The sequence below is a fragment of the Paenibacillus sp. T2-29 genome (assembly GCF_052921365.1).
In genome coordinates, this window is sequence record NZ_JBREVE010000012.1 from 75,170 (window position 1) to 93,967 (window position 18,798).

Genomic DNA, 18,798 nt, shown 5'->3' on the forward strand with positions numbered 1-18,798 from the left:
CACTAAGGTATGGGTATTAGTTTTTCCGATTTTTCCGATTAGCACTATGAGATCCTCTGGAGGGCCATTGTGACCCGCTTCCCTGACCGCCACCTTGCCCATGAGGAGGCCACCACTGCGACCCACCGCTCTGACCGCCGCCTTGCCCATGAGGAGGCCACCATTGAGACCCACCGCCCTGGCTGCCGCCTTGCCCATGAGGCTGCCAATGCGACCCACCACCTTGACTGCCGCCCTGCCCATGAGGCTGCCAATGCGATCCACCACCTTGACCGCCGCCTTGGCCACCGCTTTGTCCTGCAACAGAAGGCATACTTGGATAGGGACCTTGTGCCTGACTGATTTGAGTAACGTCAATATAAGACTGTGTGCCGTTAGGATATAGCACTAGCATTGATTTATTAGCGGGATCTACGCTTTTTACGAAAGCAACAATCTGTTGACCATTCACAGTAAATATCCCCCATAAATTAACAAAATTACTCACTTCAGTAGTGGTTGGAAAAAAACCAACCGGTCCCATCGAACGATTAGAAGTATGTTTTGACAAGGTGTGTATCTCTCCTTTAAATTGAATTTTGCAACATCATATGTGCAAACGTACTCGTTGGAATGGGCAATGTTCCTACAAGATATTTTCTTGAAAAATTCATTGTCCCAAAAAAGTACAAAAAGGAGCATTTTTGCAACGATCCCTATTGTCAGCCCGTTAATTAAAAAAGGCAGCCAATCCTTTCTGGACGGCTGCCTTTTTATTTTTGAAGTTGACTTCAATAAAATGAGAGATTACTCATTTTTAGTTCTGTAAGGACATTTTATTTTTAGGCTTACTTCACTAATAAATGTTGACCCCAATAGCAGGATAGCGCCGAATATTTGAAATAACGTCATACTTTCGCCTATCACAAGTGCTGAAATCAATAATGAGGTTAGGGGATCTACATAACTTAATATAGCGATGCTTTGACCACCTATACCTTTCATTCCGGAAAAGAATAAGTAGAACCCCACGCCTGCATGCAGGATACCTAATATCAAAATGAGGATAACGGAATTGCCTGATAACTGATATATTCCTAATTTCTCTTGAGTAATAAAAAGAACAGGAATCAAGAATATCGATGATAATAATAGTTGTACAATCGTGATTTCCAGTCCATTCATATTCCTAATAAATTTGTTGGTCAAAGTCAGAATTGCGTAAAAAGTTGCCGCAATAAGTCCATATACGATACCAATCAAATGATTGCCGTCTTCTCCGTTACTCGCGCTCTGTAAAATTAATATCAACCCGAAAAGGGCAGCACAGGCGCATAAACATTTTTTTAGGGAGAGCTTTTCTTTAAGCATAATAGGTGACATCCCGATTACCAAAACAGGAGCGAAATAGTAACTTAAAGCGGCATTAGCGATTGTTGTTTCCTTGTAAGACTGAAAGAGAAAGACCCAATTTAAGCTCAAGGCGATGCTTGCAAGTAATAATGCAAGAGCATTCTTTTTTATGTTAGGCCAAGATACTTTATTCTTGGTTATGATGGAGATTCCGAACAATAACAAACCGCCAATCAGACTCATGAATAAAGCTATTTCAATTGAACTCAAATCGATATACTTTGCAAAAACGCCAACTGCACCGAAAATCACCATAGACAAAACAAAATATACTTTTTCTTTCATTTTTTTCCCGCTTTCTACTAATATGATGGTTAGACCGACAGGATCTAGTCTGCCCTTGCATACAGTAGAATCTATGGAAAAGGAACATCAAACTTCATGTAGATACCTTCACAGTAGATCCTACTGTTGTGGTTCTACTGGGGGGGCTATAAAATTATACATTTTTATCCTCCTTCAACAGTGGATTCATTCTTATAAGTCCTAGCATGTTTTTTTAGTATAACACACGAAATTTAACTTGATTACGCTATAAAATACCATATATCAATTCCGTTAATCCCTCCGATAATTTAATGAGTTGTAGCCAAATTTTTGCACATACCCGGAGATGGATCGTTACAGAATTATTCATTCTTCGATGTCATCATCGTTAATGAAATACGAGGACAGACATACTTATCGCATCAAGATCATCATCCGGCTTTAACATGTGCAATCACTGAGGATTGCGCATAGTCTAAATATTCAGCAGCTTTTTTTAAAACCTCTTATTAAAGGTTATAAGGTGACGAAGCTCAATGTAACAACCGCATTTAGACAACAGCGCTTATTTTATAGATGAAAAAGCCATTAAATAGCGGCTTCTAGGGGTATCAATTCAGATCATCCGATAGTACTTAAAGCCAGACCCATGAAGAGAAGAGGGTATCCTTAACGGGATATCCTCTTCCGTCCTATTTACTATTTCCAGTAAATTTTATTCATTTGGGTATACAACGACCTTCAAACATTCGCTTTTATAGTTTAGTGCACGCTCCATTGCTTCATAGGTTTGCTCCAATGGATATTTATCAGTGATTAGTACCTTAGCGTCAATACTACCTGACGAAAGGAATTCAATCCCCTTCGGATAGGTGTTGGCATAGCGGAAAATACCGTAAATATCTATCTCGTTATCCGCTATGAAAGGAACATTGAAAGGAATATCCGCCTGTGCAGGAAGGCCGACAATTGCCATCTTGCCTCCGCGTGCCAAACTACCAAGTGCAGATTGGAGTGCTTTAGGATTACCTGCAGTCTCCCAAGCTGTATCTACACCATGACCGTTAGTGATTTGTTTGATTTCTTTCTCCGCATCCTGCTCCAACACATTGATGAGATGTGTAGCTCCCATCTTCTTGGCAGCTTCAAGGCGGAGAGGCTCAAGATCGGTTACAATGATTGTCGAAGCACCATAAGACTTAGCAGCGGCTACAGCCATCAAACCGACAGGTCCCATACCCATAATTGCAATAGAAGATCCAGGCTGCAATTGGGAGCGGGCAGCCGCATGGATGCCTACCGAGAATGGTTCAACCAGAGCCGCCTCTTCGTAGGTCAGGTTATCAGGGATCTGGAATACAAAATCCTCTCGCATTTTAAGATATTGAACAAAGGCCCCATCAAACGGAGGGGTTGCCAGAAACTCTACCTTAGGACACAAATTATATCTGCCAGACTTGCAGGCCTCACATTTGCCACAGGTCACGCCCGGTTCAATCGCCACACGGTCTCCGACCTTGAAGCGACTTTCATTGGATCCAACAGCCACGATATCCCCAGAACATTCATGTCCGAGAATGAACGGTTTCTCTACGACATAGTTACCGATTCGTCCATGCGTATAATAGTGCAGATCAGAGCCGCAGATGCCAACGGCTATTACTTTTATCAGCACTTCATCTGGACTGATCTCTGGTACAGGAACTTCTTCTATCTTGATTTCGCGAGTATTATGCATAACAGCAGCCTTCATTGTTTGGGGTACTTGATAGTTTGTCATAGATTACAACCCTTTCTGTTTATAATTGAGATTTTGATTCTTTTTGGTATAAGTCTGATACAATCCGGTTAAAAAGTCTGGAATCGAGCTTGTAAAATAATGCTGCAACGATACCCATAATGCTTAACAATGCAGGAACCAGACAGAGTAGAAGTGCTATTCCAGTGAGTGCCGATGAAGTTTGTACGGCATCCGGAACATATCCTGAAATCTCAAGGATGTAACCAGATAGTGCTCCTGACACCGCAATTGACAGCTTTTGTCCAAAACTGAATATGCCATAGATGAGCCCTTCGGTACGGTACCCTGTCTTCCATTCGGAGTATTCTACAGTATCCGGAAGCGCTCCCCATATCACTGCCGCAGGCATCCCACCTATTAAGCTACTTAACAGCGTCCAGACAATAACCATAGACAGATTGCTATAATCTGTATAAAACAGGGCAACACCGCAGATCATTGTGCCGGATAGTCCCAGAATGATAGCGTTTTTCTTTTCCAGCCATTTGGTTAGAAGCGGGGCAGCCAGAGTACCAATTAGATTACCGCCAAAGGTAAGCAACATGAATAACGACAGTAAATCCGTACGGTCCAGGTTGTAATTTACGTAGTAAATAGAAATCGATGAACGGATACCTGCCGCAGCTTGGAATACCAGATAAATAAACGATATCAACAGCAGTGGTTTATTCAGCAGTAAAACCTTAAGTGCTTTCTTAAACGGAAGAGACACGGCTTTCTTGGCCGAAACCCGTTCCCGGGTGCCTGCAAAACAGATCATGTAGAACATTAATGCGAATACAGAGTAGATCATCAACGTGTTACGATAGCCGACCTGGTCGTTATGGGGCCAGAAATGTTCGATAATCATCGGCGTCATGACGGAGACAATGATACTGCCTATCATGGAACCAACAATACGGTAAGATGACAGGCTGACACGTTCCAGAGGATTTTGTGTCATCGCTGATGTGAGCGCACCATATGGTGTTCCGATGAAGGACATCATGGCCATAATTGCAATGTACGTGATGTATGCGTATACAATTTTACCGGTCATACTAAATTCAGGTGCAGAGAAACACAATATACCTACGATAGCCATTGGAACCGCACCAAACAAAATGAAAGGCCGCAGCTTTCCCCATCGTGTCTGGGTTCGGTCGATAATAAAGCCCATACCTAGATCTATAAATCCGTCCAGGATTCGTACAAGAAGAAACATTGTTCCTACAATCGCAGCCGGCAGTCTGACAACATCCGTATAAAAGAACAGCATATATGTCAGCACCATCGACCAGAAGAAGTTGATGGCCAGATCGCCGCTTCCGTAAGATAGCTTTTCTAAGATACTCAGCTTATGTGGTTCCTCTGAGTGTACGGTGGTATGGTCCGCCCTTGCCAAAGTGTTATCCATTAGCGATCCTTCCTTTCCAGTTGATTAGATAATTAGATACCTTGCTTGTTTTCAATAAAATTGTATATAGTTATGGAATTGCTATCTATCTTTTTGAACTGTCCATTTCGTACAGCGCGGCTGTACATTTATTGTGAAAGAAGTAAGGAGTGTGGGAATATTGGCAGAATTGGATAAAAGGGTAGAGTTCGCTGAGTTGCTTGCTGATGGCATCTCAACCCTCAGGGAGCATCCCGAATACCGAACCCGCCGTAAGAAAAGAGAATCGGTTCCCTCAGGTAGATCCTTTTCCGAATCTTATATGGACCGTATTGCAGCCCGGATCGGTGTATCTTCTAATACTATTAAAAGTTGGATGGGTCAAATGGGCCCTAAATATATCCCCAGCCGAGTGGAAGACGGCAAACTTTTGGGTCTTCTGTGGATCATTATGGAAAAAGAAGTAATGAATACTCGTTGGTTCAACGACCTCTTGCTGACCACTTCCATTCCGGTTATTGATCCTCCAACTGCGGATTGGCTGATCTCCTGCTTTCGCAAAGCTAAAGTTTTGCTGGATAACGGATCGTACGGTACTCCGGCAGATCAAGAGATCAAAAATCTGGTAAAGGCGTTCTTCACTGATTCGCAATCCATTGAAGCTGAAGAGGAACACTCCTATCTTTTTGAGCATAATCTTCCCGGCCGCTGGACAAGCTCCTTTATTGGGCGCCTGCATGATCTCGAATATATATCTTTATGGCTACGCTCTCCTTCCCCCATCTGTCTTCTGACTGGCTGGGGAGGCATGGGTAAAACGACGATTGCGCTGGAAATCGCATATGCTTGTATCGGTGATCCGCATGGCGAAGCCAGCTCCCCGGCTTTAGTTTGGCCTGACCTTTCCCATGTTATCTGGGTGAGTGCCGAACTACGAAATTTGACCTTAAACGATTTTTTAGACACCATTGCATATCAGCTAGGCCGCAGCGAATTGCTGGAAAAATTACTGAATGAGAAACGTTTAGTTGTGCGGAACGTACTTGCATCGGCCGCACTACAGAAACCGTTGCTGCTGATAATCGATAGTATAGATATGGCCAATAATGAAATTCATGAATTTGTGGCTACAGTTCCACCCGGCGTGAAAATCCTATTAACTGCACGTGAGAATCACAGCCTGCTACATGCCCTCTCACAGAAAGAAATATACACAATTACACTGAATGGACTTGAGCCCATGGAGGCTCTAACCTACTTTAAAGAGGAAGTAAATTACCAAATAAAAATGAGTTATCAGCCTGCCAAGAAAGAGCGCCTTAATAAGCTTCTGACAGATGATGAAGAAGCATTACAGCGGCTCATCAGGGCTACGGCAGGCAACCCCAAGGCAATCTCCCTGATTGTCGCTGACCTTGCTGACGATGATATTCAAGTCAGTGAGCTGATTAATGAAATTGCTCGTTCGGAGCACACTCTCTCCTCACTGTTTAGTTTTCTATTCGGTCGAAGTTGGGAGCGCTGTACGGAAGAAGCACGACGGTTATGGCAGACATTCGGATTTTTTAGTGATTCGACCGTTGAAGACAGCTGGGCCAATACGGCGGGACTTAATCAGAAGAACTTTTATGAGGCCCTTCGTTTGCTGAGAAGCTTCTCCTTGGTCGAAACGGAGCGAAGCAACGGCCGTCTCCACTATCAGGCACATCAAACAGTCCTCACCTATGGAGAACAGCACCTTAACGACAACCCTGAGTTGGAAAAGGAACTTCGGAGGAATTGGAGTTCGTATTACCTTTCTTATCTAGATACTCATCTCAAGAGGGAGCAGCCCACTGAGGCGTATTGGAGTTTTTTGTTAGGAAGAGATCTGGCTCCGGTAAAATCCGAGTGGCCAAACATCCTTAAATTGCTCAAGTGGGCAGATAATCATGATTCCAATACTCTAATTCAAATCATGTTAAGAATAACCCATTTTTTAAGTCGGATTAATCTAGAGACAAGGACAGAATACTGCATTAAAGCTGCAAAATATGCAAGCTCTGCAGGGAACCCGATGTTGGCAGCTATGTTTTATATTGATGGTGCTGGTTGGTCACTCATTGAGACCGGTGAAAATGAGAATGGACTTTACTACATTGGGGAAGGGATGCATGAATTAGCCATAATGGATCAAAGTAACCCTGACGCTACGGATTTGAAGATTCTTGGTGAGGTACTAAAGGCAAGATGCTACTTAAAAACCGGCCAACTGGATGTTGCTCAGGCAATAATTAGGGGAATAACCTTTGAGCCATACTCCCCTATTATTCTTCACCGTCTGCTTTTGGTTAAGGGTGAGATCAGTTCAATGAAGGGCAATTTCGAAGAGGCGACTGCACAGTACGAACATGCTAATGAGATAAGCCGCACTTATGGCGGGGAGAAGACAATTGAGGCATATTTTAACCTAGGAGTAGCTTATGTAAAGCAGGCACAGTACGAGAAAGCTGAAACAGCCTTTGAGCTTTTGCTATATGATAAAAACCATCCTAATCAAATCGAGTTAATCTATTACCAATACGGAACGGCCCAGCTTCTAGCTGGCAGAGGACTCTATAACCAAGCAGTGATGCTTACCCTGAACGTACTTACAAATATTGAATCCTGGGGCCGTTTAATTGACTTCAAGCATGAGGTCGATTCTTTCTATAAATATCTAAGAAGTAAACTAAGGGGAGATATCAGTTAACTGACAAGAAATGGGTAGGCTTACATGTAAACAAACATTAGGAATAGGATATACCGGAACATATTAAATCAGCGTAGTTTAATGAATGAGTAAGATCATGGCTTTTTAATCTGTAAAAGCATGCTTTTTACGGACTACAAAAACATACCTTCACGAATGAAAAGCATTTGGTTCATAGCATCACGGATAAAATCTAGATAAATGCATCTTAGAGAAATTAATTAATAAATTGAAACCATTATTAATATCCGATTATTTCCTTTTACAGCTTCAGTAATACCAGTAATCGTGACCTGTTCCAACGTCTGGACCGAGCGCAGTATGAAATTGATTCAAATCTTTTAACACAAAGGCGGCTATTCTAATGAAATTACTAAAAGCTGACGAGATGGAAAAGCATAGGGTAGTTTACTGCTAAAAATGAATAAATAAACGAAATGACCTTCTTTACATAGAGAAGGTCATTTCGTTTAATTTAGGCATTACTATTAATTGGCATTGTCTTCTTGAGTAAGGCATAATCGCTTGCAAGTCATCAAGTAGTTCTTTATACCTAGTATTGGATTTTCGCATATGCGTCTCCTGCGTTTTGTCGGTTAGCTATGATGCTGCGTATCACGGTTCAAAATTAGCTGTACATGATGAAATCTCTGGTGTATACCTATGTAGGATAGCAAGCTGTAGTTATAGCAATTTTTTGAGCTGGGATATACGGGCTTGGGAAACCTCAAGCATTTTGGCATATTCGTGCTGTGCTGCATTGGGCTGCTTTTGCATTAATTCTTTGAGACTTTCGATCATCTGCTGTGTCGATCGCCGCAGACGTTTGGACTCTTTAATCGACCGTTGTCCGTTGGCTAAAGCTGATTTGGCTGGTCTTAGGACAGGACTGAAATTTAACCCTTTCTTTAAACTTTCAATACATTCTTTACAAATAAAACTATCTCTAAAATAAGTCAATTGTTCTGCTGAACCACACATTTTACACGTCACCCCGGTATATTTTCGAAAGGCAAGAATACCGGTTTCCTCATCTGCGAAAATCTCAACGGGATCACCCACATTAAAATCCATAGAAATTCGCATTTCTTTGGGAATGACGATACGGCCTAACGCATCTAGGGGACGTGTCATACCTGTACTTTTCAAATGATAACCTCCTTTTTTATATCCTTATAATACTAAATAATTATGATAAAAAAGAATAGGCTTAGAGAAGCAATCGCATATATTAAGTAAACTGTTGAAAAGTATACAAGTAATTCCCATAATATGTTTGTTTGAGGGTAGAAAACGTGTTGAGGAATTATAGGGGATTGCCGATATATATTCAGAATCAATATTCTAGTTGGCAAAGAAATTTTTAGTAATATACGTTAAGGGGCTGTGAATTACATATGAGAATACTTCAGTTTTGGAAGAAAAATAAAAAAACTGTGGTGGCAATCAATTTGGACACTGCTATTCCTGCAGCCATTATAAAGGTTGGCGGATTAGTAGATCAGCCAGAGCAATTCACCGCCGAGGCGAAAAATTCGGCTGCTATGCTGGGAGAAGAGGCATTGTCTCTATTTCCGCGTTATTTTTTCGGGACTGAGTTGCAGAAGCCAGAGAGTTTGGCGGGAAAGTACGAAGGTTTGGGTGACTGGCTGCATATTCAACAGGATGCTATTTTTGAGATTATCTACAATTACAGGGAAAAGGCGATTCCCATGCTGTATGAGGTGGCGTTCGGGGTGTACGATTGGACGCAGTATAAGGCGGTGCGGATACTAACTCGGTTAGCCCGTAAAGGCCTTCATACCGACCAGATTGTGGACGATATTATCAGCCATGTCGACGATTTTCGTTATGAGGCACAAATGCCTACATTCTATTTTCTGTCCGGACTGACGGGCAATAAGAAAGTTGCCGCGCTGCTGCAAAGGCATTTCCTTGAGAATCTGGAATACGATCCGATTGATGCCTTTGATATTTTCGAGAATTTGCACCGTTGTTCGCCTGATGTTGCCATGAGACATGCCGATTTTCTCAAAGCCATTGCCCGTGGTGAAGGCCTAGAAGGCCGCTCTCCGTTACTGGACGGAGCGATAGGGACTACCGATGAGAACGGCAAGCAAGAGTACCACTGGCCTGATGATGAACCTGTCGAAGAGCACCACCAATTACGGGCGGCCATATTTTATTACCAGTTGAATTCTCAGGATGAGGAGGTCAATCGGCTGTTGGATCAATGGGAAGTGAGCCATCCGGAGGAGAATGTAAGGAGTTATATTGGGAAATTGCGAGGGGAAGGACAGGGAGAGAGCTAGCTGTTCAGTTGGTGAATAGGTAAATCCTAATTTTGCACTCTTTTCTATGAAAACTTATACTTATCGTTACAGCTGACTTGAAGCGAAAATACAAGAACGAGGAGGGGATCAACCATGTACTCCATTAAAGAAGTTGAAATCAGGAGCGGATTGCCCGCATCTACCCTTCGTTATTATGAAAAAGAGGGCATTCTACCTGATGTCGGTCGGGATGAAGGTGGGAGAAGGGTATATACGGAGAAACAAATGGATTGGATCAGGTTCCTTATGGCTATGAAAGACACAGGAATGACCATTGAAGAAATTAAGGCATACCTTGAGCTAAATGTAAAAGGAGAAGCCACGATCCAAGAGCGAAGAGATTTCCTGGTTGCTCACAAAAAGAAAGTGGAAGAACATATGGCACAAACGCAACACAATTTGGAGAAAATTATTCAAAAGATAGCTTACTACGATCATGTGGTCATGGGAAAAAGCTTCTCTTAGTCGCCAGATCGAATTGAATATATGAAGCCCCCAGCCTATTTGAAATACGCTGTAGGGCTTTTTTTGCATAGATATCTAAAGATACCTGCTGTAGGTCGCAAGTATGAAAAATCGTTGGCAATTAGGCGGTTCACAATGTGCTTACAGGGTAAAAGTGTAGTACCAAGGTGGGGAAGTGGGGGCATTGACTCTCACGCCACGTGAGGCTGTAGACTGGGAAAGCAAGGGAGGTGAAGCGGAATGGCTTATACGGTTAAGGAAGTATCTAATCTGTCGGGAATCAGCGTTCGAACTTTGCATTATTATGATGAAATTGGATTGCTGAAACCACATCATATCGGAAATAATGGATATCGCTATTACGAACAGGAACAACTGTTGAGGCTTCAGCAAATCATGGTGTATAGGGAACTGGATTTGCCTTTATCCGAAATTGGCAATGTGCTGGAGCAAACCAAGGAACAAAAGGCTGAGGTTTTGCAGGTGCATCGAGCCAATATTGAGGCCAAGGTCTTCCGCTTGCATACTCTCCTTCAGACCATCGACGAAACGGTGGCTCATTTGAAAGGAGAACAAACGATGGAACCAGAGCAAATGTACCAAGGGTTTAACCCGGAAAAACAAGAAATGTATGAACGTGATCTGACGGAACGTTATGGTTCACAGGTCGAAGAGAAGGTTCAGGAGAGTAAGACTGCGACGACGAACTGGAGCAAAGAGGATTATTTGGATTCGCAGGCAGAGGCAGATCAGATTCATCGGGAGTTGGCTGAAGCCATGAATAAGGGATTGAAGCATAACAGTGTAGAAGTACAGGCGCTGATCCGCCGTCATCTTCAATGGGTAAGCCGATTTTATACCCCTACAGCAGAAATTTATAGCGGGCTGGGAGACTTATATGTAGAACATGAGGATTTCAGTAAAATGTATGAAGGCTATCACCCTGGGCTGGCTGAGTATTTGCGAGACGGAATGAAGGAGCTGGCCAAGCGGGAATTAACCTAGCAATAGCTGATGAAATGGCTATAAGTAATATGAAAAAAGGGTGAACAACAAACCAATCGACGGCCTGCTGTTCACCCTTTTTTGTGTAAAGCAGCTTACATGCCGCTTGGTGCTATTCTCATGCCTTGTTGACTGCTGTTTCCGAACTGCTGCATGTTACTACTGCCTGCAAAATGCTGTCCGGTCGTCCCCATATGTTGCGGAAAGTTGTGATTCATGTGGCTTCCTGTACTAAAGGCGGATGGTTGCATACTACGGGAAGCATAGTTATCGCCAAATCCAGGTTGAGTCATTTGGTTGCTCGAGCGGATGGTGTTTTCCAGCTGACTACACAGTTGAATAACTTGTTGGTATTGCTGCATAGCTTTTTGGTGGTCCTGGATTGCGGTTTGGATCATTTGAGCCGCATTACGTTCACGTTGCATCAGGCTTTCAAGGCTGGATGCATTTTGTTGCTCTTGTTGCAGCAACTGTTGATACATAGCGGTTCCTTGCTGTGTTTGTTGTACCAATTGCTGAATAATTTGTTCACATTGATGAATTTGTTGTTGCGGAGCCATGTTATTGAACATTGATCATCAATCTCCTTCGCCGGATAGTTTAGGTTTTAGGACCCTCATATATTGTGGCGAAGGAAGAGCATATATATGCACAATTTTTGGTTACAGGCTGGATACCAGAATAGCCGTAAATTCCTCTAGGAATACACGATCTTCGTGATCAAATCGGCTTTTTAGCGGGCTGTCAATGTCCAGCACCCCAATCAGCTCATCGTTCTTGATTAGAGGGATAACGATTTCGCTATTGGAAGCAGCGTCACAGGCGATATGTCCTGGAAATGCATGTACATCGTCAATGACAAGTGTTCGCCGTTCAGCTGCTGCGGTACCGCAAACGCCGCGCCCCAGTGGAATCCGTATACATGCGGGTAAACCCTGGAAGGGACCTAGTACAAGCTCAGTCCCATCATAAAGATAGAAGCCACTCCAGTTCACATCTGGAAGAAAGTGACCCAGTAACGCTGAAGCGTTCGCTAAATTGGCAATCCTATTGGATTCATCGTGAACAAGTGCCCGGAGTTGTCCGAGAACGGATTCGAATTGTTCCTGACGTGTTCCTTCGTAAGGGATAGTTTGAAACATGTAGAGTCCACGCTCCTAACATTAAATTTTCATATTAACTGTTGTATATATCACCAAAAATAGGTAATTGTGCAAATCGCTTTTACCATTGGTTAATTAATTTAAGATATAACGATTGTACATATTCAGTCAAGTAGAAAATAGCACTACCGTCTTGGAATAATCACCTTACTCTAACAGCAGCACAATTCCCTATCTGTACAAGCAGCGCTGACGGCAAAGCTTTACGTTTTAGCGGGACATATAGTTATAGGAAGTAATTCAGCGAGGGTTGCCCTCATCTGTTTCCAGCTTCTCCCCTATGGGTAAAAACAATGTAACATGTTGGCTTAGGCCAGGGAGGAGCTAAAACGATGTATGCAGATGTTCAGAACTTGTTTATCCGTATACAGCTGCTTTCTTACGCACAGCAGAACGATTTGACGGTGAGTGATATACAACCTGTACTCGAAGAACGCGGATACCGCGTAGGAGAACGTGAAGTCAAGCAGGAGCTGGAAAACCTGACACAGGAAAACTTTCTGACACCGCATGATGATATGTTCAGCCTTACCGGCGCAGGGATCGAAGAATTGCAGGAGATTCAGTCAATGCTAGGCGTATTGTACGAAGATGTTGTGAAAAATCCAGCGCAAGTCGCTGCCCGTGCCTCTTCTTAAAAGAATAGGGACACAAAAAAATCATATAAAAATAAAAGGTAGCCCTCTTCATTCCTGATTCCAGGAAGCGGAGGGCTAATTTGATTTTATAGGGTCTGTCCACTTTAATAAGGTTGTGTTTGTTGGAGGTGTATGCTTAAATGTAGCGTATATTTGTTGTATTTTGATGCTGGAAGGATGATGGAACATGTGTGCATATGCATGTAAGGGGCATATACCACTGCTGGAAAGCCCGCGTCTTCGGCTGCGAAGGATGGAAAGTCGGGATGCGGCTACGATGTTCGCTTGCTGGTCTGACCCGGAGGTTCACCGTTATATGAATCTTTCCGGTATGTCAGGACGTGAGGATGCTGAGGATATGATTGGGCTGTTGAATGAGCTGGCGAAGACGGAGGATGCGCTGCGCTGGGGGATCGAGCTGAAGGACAACGGGAAGCTGATTGGAAGCTGCGGCTTTAATTATTGGCAGACAGAGGGAGCTTATAAAGCCGAGATTGGCTATGAGTTGGCCAAGCCTTATTGGCGACAGGGCTATATGACAGAGGCGCTTCGCTTGGTGCTTTCATTCGGATATGGCACGATCCGATTAAATCGGATTGAAGCGCTGGTGGACCCGCGCAATACAGGCTCGCAAGCCCTGCTGTCCTCGATGGGCTGGACCCAGGAAGGGCTGTTACGGCAGGTACAGCATACATCTACAGGTTTTAAGGATATGCTGATGTACTCATTACTGCATGAAGAATGGCTCAGACTGGAGGTACAACGAAATGCTGTTTCAGTATAACGGCGGTTCGTCGCCGCTGCACAGGCTTGGACCGTTAAGTAAGCTTATATGGGTGGGATGCTTTAGTCTTCTGTCGATGTCATGGGATTCGACGCTACGGGAAGCGGCACTCTTGGCGGTACTGATCGCTGTGGCTGGCTTGGGTGCACGGTTGACCCTGGCACGACAACTTCGCGCTATGTCGTTCCTGATTGGTTTAGGGATTCCATATTTTATACTGTCTATCCTAGCGATTCGAGAAGGACATGAAGTGGCTTCATGGGGACCCATTGTGATTACAGCTGAGGGACTGGATATCGCGGGGGCATTAACGCTGCGGATTTTTGTATTGTTTTTGGCATCCTATATCTATCTCTCAACGACCGATCCCCGAGATTTTGTGCAGGCTTTGAATCTGCGCTTGCGTGTGCCTTATCGGTTTGCGTTCGGTATTTCAGTGGCGTTGACGTTTCTACCCTTATTGGAAGAAGAAGGGCGAACAATTATGGCTGCACGGCGTGTCCGCGGACAGGAGCCACCACGAGGATGGAGCAATCGGTTATCATGGTGGAGCGGGTATGCGGCTGCTGTGTTGGTGAATGCTGTGAGGCGGGTTCAACAGACGGCACTGGCTATGGAGGGCAAAGGTTTTGGCGCTTATGCAGAACGGACGTATTTTCGTACACTGAAAAATGGGCGTTTAGGCTACGTATATGCTGTGATTGCTGTATTCGCTACGGCTGTTTTATGGTGGGTATGATAAAGAAGCAGCCCCTTTTTTTTGCTCTCATTGTCAACTTATTAAATAAAATTAGGTTGACAATGAGACGGCGGATGAATACATTTATACAGTAACAGTTTGTACAAGGGCCAGAGTCTATGACCTTGTATACTAGATTATGGAGAGGAGTCAAGAAATATATATGAAAGAATCTCGTATTTTTGCCAAGTTTACAACGCTGGATATCGTGTTAATGGCCATGCTGGCTACGTTGAACGGCGTCATGACTGTGTATTTGTCGATGATTAACAAAACGTTAAACAGTCTGGGAGGGCCTATTGCAACTTCCACTATCGTCGGGCTGTACATGATATATGGTTTGCTGGCCTATTATATTATTCGTAAGCCAGGTACGGCGGTAATTGCTTATGCCTTTGGCGCAGTAGTGCAGTCTTTTATGGGCTCTGCCTATGGAATTGCGTCTATCATCGCGGCGGCTGTCTGCTATATGGTTGTGGCGGAACTGGTATTTGCTCTTTTGCGATATCGCCGCTGGAACACAGTTTCACTGATGCTGGCGGGCGGAGCCATGGTTCCGCTGTGGTTTATCGTGGCAGCCAATATGTTTGGCTATATGCATTGGGGATGGAAGGTGCTGACGATTGCACTGGTCGTTCGTATCCTGAGCGGCATTGTCCTGTGTGGTCTGCTGACGAAAGTACTGGGCGATGCCTTAAATGGAACGGGGCTGTTAAAACGCTTTGAACTGGGACGCGCTTCACGTGCATAACCAAGGCTATGCATGGCTATAGCTTGAACAATAGGGATCGAGGGTATTTCGGTTATGAATGAACGTAGTGATCATGCTTTTGAGAATAGAGTGGCCGTGTCCTTGAGGAATTTTGGCTATCGGTATGATGACCAGGTGGAGCCAGCGTTACATGGTCTGACGCTGGACATTGCGGTGGGCGAGCATGTAGCCATTGTTGGAGCTAGCGGAAGTGGAAAGTCTACGCTGTGCCAGCTGCTTCATGGCGGGTTGTCCCGTTCTGGCGAGGGTGAACGGACGGGAGAGCTGACCGTGTACGGGATGGACCCCGACACCGCTGAATTGGCTACGGTCGCCACCACTGTCGGCGTCGTGCTTCAGGACCCGGATGCTCAGCTAGTGCAGGGAATCGTCGAAGACGAAATTGCTTTTGGACCGGAGAACCTGCGCGTGCCTCCGGCAGAAATAGAGCAGCGCCTTGCTGCTGCACTGGAGGCCGTCGGCCTGGCATCCGAGCGCGGCTCCTTCGTGCGGCGCCTCTCGGGAGGCCAGCGCCAACGCACCGCCATTGCTGCGGTGCTGGCGCTGGAAGCGCCGCTGGTCGTGTTCGACGACGCAGCTGCGCAGTTGGACCCGCCGGCTGTACAGGACTTCGTCCTGCTATGTCGGCGGCTTCATGCCGCAGGCCGGACGGTGATCACTGCGTCCGGCCGTATAGATGATGGCGCGCGTGCAGCACAGCGCGTCATCGTGCTGAAGGGCGGGACTATGCTGCTGCAAGGTCCGCCCGAAGAGCTGCTGCGCGAGCATGGGGCGCAGCTGGCAGCCTGGGGGCTGCTCCCCTCTTCCGCAGGGAGGGAAGACATGCCGCGTGAGCCGGGGGTGAATTCCGGCTCGGCGGCTAACTGCGCTGGGCAGCCGTTGCTGGAGGTGAAGGGATTGCCCTTCACCTACCCCGGCAGCCAGCGCCCGGCGCTCAAGGGTGTGAGTCTTGCCCTTGCGCCTGGCGAACGGGCCGTAATGCTGGGCGAGAACGGCTCTGGCAAAACCACGCTGGGCAAGCTGCTTATGGGTCTACTCCCCGCACCGAAGGGATGCATGTGGTGGGAGGGGCAGGATATGGCGAAGCTGCCCATTCATCAACTGGCTGCCGGGATCGGTTATGTGTTTCAGCAACCAGAGCATCAGTTTGCAGCTGCAACGGTGTGGGAAGAGTGCTTGTACAGCGTGCGCGCCAAGTTTGGTTTACGGATCGGAGATCCGATTCCCGCCGCCTATGAGGAACGGGCGCATCGCTTACTGGCAGCCGCCAAGCTGGATCACAGGCTGGAGGCCTCACCGTACCTGCTAAGTGGAGGCGAAAAAAGGCTTTTGAGCGTTGCGGCACAGTTTATCCTACCCAAAAAGCTTTACATTTTGGATGAGCCAACTGCGGGAACGGATTACGAAGGGGCGAATAGCCTGCTCCGTATGTGTACAGAGCAGGCTGCTGAAGGCGCGGCTTTTCTAATCATTACCCATGATATACAGATAGCTGAACGCTTTGCCAGCCATGTTCTTCGTATGGAAGAGGGGTATCTCTATAAAACGGAAGATAGCGGGAGTTATCATACGATTACAGTTGACAAAAATTAAGGATATGTAGACAATAATATATATACATCGTACACAACAGGCGGCCTATATAGGCCGCCTGTTTACGATTATGCAGTGCGGGTAATCATTCAAGCTTGGAAGGAAAACCGTACAGATACAACACAGTATTTACAAGGAAAGGATTTGTGATTTGCTTGGGAAACGATAAACCTATGAAGCGCGGGCTCGTGCTGACAGGTGTTCTATTGGCCACCTTTCTGGCCGCGATTGAAGGAACGGTTATCGGTCCAGCAGGACCGACAATTGTGAGTGAACTGGGCAGTGTGAGTTTGCTCAGCTGGATTTTTACGGCATATTTGCTGACGATGGCTGTAACCACGCCTATTTTCGGCAAACTTAGCGATTTGTTTGGCCGAAAACCCATTTTTCTAATTGGGTGCTCGTTATTTGTACTTGGTTCTTTGCTTTGTATGCTGGCTGGTAGTATGGAGCAGCTTATTTTATACCGGGCTATTCAAGGGATTGGAGCAGGCGGTGTCATTCCTGTTACCTTTACCATTATCGGTGATATATACAAAATGGAGGAACGTGGTAAAGTCCAAGGCATGATCAGCTCGGTATGGGGGATTTCTTCCCTTGTCGGGCCTCTCTTGGGCGGTTACGTGGTCACCTATTTTGGCTGGGAATGGATTTTTGGCTTTAACGTTCCCTTTGGATTTCTGGCTATGTTCTTCATCGCCCGTTACCTGCGGGAACAGGTAAGCAAGCGTACCGCACGTATCGACGTGGCGGGAGCAGTTACCTTTACCATCGGGATGACGGCACTCTTGCTCGTATTGGCCCTGGGGGGACAGTATATCGACTGGACTTCTCCTGAATTGCTGGCCTTGGCTGCGGTGGCCATTTTGTTCCTGGTTTTGTTTTTGGTTATCGAAAAGCGCGCTCAGGAACCGATGGTACCTCTGAAGCTGTTTCGGATACGGGATATCGCTTTTTCCTGTGCCGCTGCACTACTCGTCAGTACCCTGCTAATCGGGCTGACTAGCTATCTTCCACTATGGATTCAGGGCGTACACGGTGGAGATGCCGCTTCATCTGGTCTTGCACTGGCACCAATGTCCGTAGGCTGGCTGTTTGGCTCCATGATCGGAGGACGCATTTTGCTGACGCTGGGCTCGCGTCGAACCTCTTTGATCGGGCTGACTCTGATTGTATTGGGAGCCTTCGTCATGACCTTGATGAACCTAACAACTCCAATCTGGCTTCTGTTCCTGTCTACGTTATTGTATGGACTGGGATTTGGCTTCTCGATAACCGTGTTCACGATTATTGCTCAGTCCTCGGTCGGATTCCAGCTGCGTGGCGCGTCTACAGCCTTGAATACGTTCCTGCGCACATTGGGACAAACAATTGGGGTTGCAGCCTTCGGTTCATGGCTGAATTATCGCATTGCTGCCCAGACAGCGGACGGACAGCTCACTCAGCAAGGGGTTACGCAGGAGGATATCAATGGTCTGCTGGCCCCGCATGCTTCACAGAGTCTAAGTGACAAGGTTGCCGGATTACTCCGGTCTGTACTGGAAAACAGTCTGCATTCCTTGTTCGTGATCATGGTCGTTATTGCAGTGATTAGCTGGTTTGTTGTCCTCGGCTTGCGGAACCGCCCACCGGGTACGGAAGAAGAGGCAGATCAGCGTATAAAGGCACCACAAAGAGAACACGCATAAAAAATAATATACTTCTTTCATTATAAGAGACAGTCCGGTACACCAATAAGGG

General features: G+C 45.6%; 17 protein-coding genes. 10 read left to right on the forward strand and 7 right to left on the reverse strand.

Features of this window, described 5'->3' with window-relative positions:
• Positions 1 to 16: 16 nt before the first annotated feature.
• From ACU1JV_RS24365 to ACU1JV_RS24380, 4 genes are all read right to left on the reverse strand, one after another.
• Positions 17 to 550 carry a hypothetical protein gene (locus tag ACU1JV_RS24365; RefSeq protein ID WP_413985545.1) on the reverse strand — a complete coding sequence of 178 codons (534 nt, stop codon included), beginning with the start codon at positions 548 to 550 and terminating at the stop codon, positions 17 to 19.
• 236 nt (positions 551 to 786) lie between these two features.
• Positions 787 to 1,677: a DMT family transporter gene (locus tag ACU1JV_RS24370; protein WP_103046965.1), complete on the reverse strand. Its 891-nt coding sequence runs from the start codon at positions 1,675 to 1,677 to the stop codon at positions 787 to 789.
• A 697-nt stretch (positions 1,678 to 2,374) separates the two neighbouring features.
• Positions 2,375 to 3,439: an NAD(P)-dependent alcohol dehydrogenase gene (locus ACU1JV_RS24375; RefSeq protein ID WP_413985546.1), complete on the reverse strand. Its 1,065-nt coding sequence runs from the start codon at positions 3,437 to 3,439 to the stop codon at positions 2,375 to 2,377.
• A gap of 19 nt (positions 3,440 to 3,458) precedes the next feature.
• Complete coding sequence (locus tag ACU1JV_RS24380) at positions 3,459 to 4,856, reverse strand: glycoside-pentoside-hexuronide (GPH):cation symporter (RefSeq protein ID WP_413985547.1); 1,398 nt, start codon at positions 4,854 to 4,856, stop codon at positions 3,459 to 3,461.
• Positions 4,857 to 5,016: 160 nt separating this feature from the next.
• Between ACU1JV_RS24380 and ACU1JV_RS24385 the strand changes: the two genes are divergently transcribed.
• Positions 5,017 to 7,566 carry a tetratricopeptide repeat protein gene (locus ACU1JV_RS24385; RefSeq protein ID WP_413985548.1) on the forward strand — a complete coding sequence of 850 codons (2,550 nt, stop codon included), beginning with the start codon at positions 5,017 to 5,019 and terminating at the stop codon, positions 7,564 to 7,566.
• Between the two features lie 684 nt (positions 7,567 to 8,250).
• Here ACU1JV_RS24385 and ACU1JV_RS24390 read toward each other — a convergent pair.
• On the reverse strand, positions 8,251 to 8,715 hold the full coding sequence (locus tag ACU1JV_RS24390; protein WP_413985549.1) for an AbrB/MazE/SpoVT family DNA-binding domain-containing protein: 465 nt from the start codon (positions 8,713 to 8,715) through the stop codon (positions 8,251 to 8,253).
• A gap of 248 nt (positions 8,716 to 8,963) precedes the next feature.
• Here ACU1JV_RS24390 and ACU1JV_RS24395 point away from each other — a divergent pair, with 248 nt between their 5' ends.
• The 3 genes from ACU1JV_RS24395 to ACU1JV_RS24405 all read left to right on the forward strand — a co-directional run bounded on the left by ACU1JV_RS24395 (position 8,964) and on the right by ACU1JV_RS24405 (position 11,369).
• Positions 8,964 to 9,878, forward strand: a complete 915-nt coding sequence (locus tag ACU1JV_RS24395) for a transcriptional regulator (RefSeq protein WP_413985550.1) — start codon at positions 8,964 to 8,966, stop codon at positions 9,876 to 9,878.
• 114 nt (positions 9,879 to 9,992) lie between these two features.
• A complete protein-coding gene (locus ACU1JV_RS24400) occupies positions 9,993 to 10,364 on the forward strand; it encodes a MerR family transcriptional regulator (RefSeq protein ID WP_013369358.1) in 372 nt (123 codons plus the stop codon).
• Positions 10,365 to 10,604: 240 nt separating this feature from the next.
• Entirely contained in the window at positions 10,605 to 11,369 is a 765-nt protein-coding gene (locus tag ACU1JV_RS24405) for a MerR family transcriptional regulator (protein ID WP_013369359.1), read from the forward strand.
• 95 nt (positions 11,370 to 11,464) lie between these two features.
• On the opposite strand, the gene ACU1JV_RS24410 is transcribed toward ACU1JV_RS24405, so the two are convergent.
• Positions 11,465 to 11,941 carry a hypothetical protein gene (locus ACU1JV_RS24410; protein WP_165082948.1) on the reverse strand — a complete coding sequence of 159 codons (477 nt, stop codon included), beginning with the start codon at positions 11,939 to 11,941 and terminating at the stop codon, positions 11,465 to 11,467.
• Positions 11,942 to 12,031: 90 nt separating this feature from the next.
• Positions 12,032 to 12,511 (reverse strand): GAF domain-containing protein, encoded by a 480-nt coding sequence (locus ACU1JV_RS24415; RefSeq protein WP_013369361.1) that lies wholly within the window; start codon positions 12,509 to 12,511, stop codon positions 12,032 to 12,034.
• A gap of 353 nt (positions 12,512 to 12,864) precedes the next feature.
• Here ACU1JV_RS24415 and ACU1JV_RS24420 point away from each other — a divergent pair, with 353 nt between their 5' ends.
• The 6 genes from ACU1JV_RS24420 (at position 12,865) to ACU1JV_RS24445 (ending at position 18,746) form a co-directional block, all read left to right on the forward strand.
• Entirely contained in the window at positions 12,865 to 13,170 is a 306-nt protein-coding gene (locus ACU1JV_RS24420; protein WP_413985551.1) for a hypothetical protein, read from the forward strand.
• Between the two features lie 187 nt (positions 13,171 to 13,357).
• Positions 13,358 to 13,954, forward strand: coding sequence for a GNAT family N-acetyltransferase (locus ACU1JV_RS24425; RefSeq protein ID WP_040102156.1), 597 nt, complete (start codon positions 13,358 to 13,360; stop codon positions 13,952 to 13,954).
• Positions 13,938 to 14,693: an energy-coupling factor transporter transmembrane component T family protein gene (locus tag ACU1JV_RS24430; RefSeq protein WP_058831251.1), complete on the forward strand. Its 756-nt coding sequence runs from the start codon at positions 13,938 to 13,940 to the stop codon at positions 14,691 to 14,693. Before ACU1JV_RS24425 ends, ACU1JV_RS24430 begins: the two co-directional genes overlap by 17 nt.
• A 163-nt stretch (positions 14,694 to 14,856) precedes the next feature.
• Positions 14,857 to 15,444, forward strand: coding sequence for an ECF transporter S component (locus tag ACU1JV_RS24435; RefSeq protein WP_025678048.1), 588 nt, complete (start codon positions 14,857 to 14,859; stop codon positions 15,442 to 15,444).
• 54 nt (positions 15,445 to 15,498) lie between these two features.
• Entirely contained in the window at positions 15,499 to 17,058 is a 1,560-nt protein-coding gene (locus ACU1JV_RS24440; protein WP_413985552.1) for an ABC transporter ATP-binding protein, read from the forward strand.
• Between the two features lie 173 nt (positions 17,059 to 17,231).
• Positions 17,232 to 18,746: an MDR family MFS transporter gene (locus ACU1JV_RS24445; protein ID WP_413987542.1), complete on the forward strand. Its 1,515-nt coding sequence runs from the start codon at positions 17,232 to 17,234 to the stop codon at positions 18,744 to 18,746.
• Positions 18,747 to 18,798 lie beyond the last annotated feature (52 nt).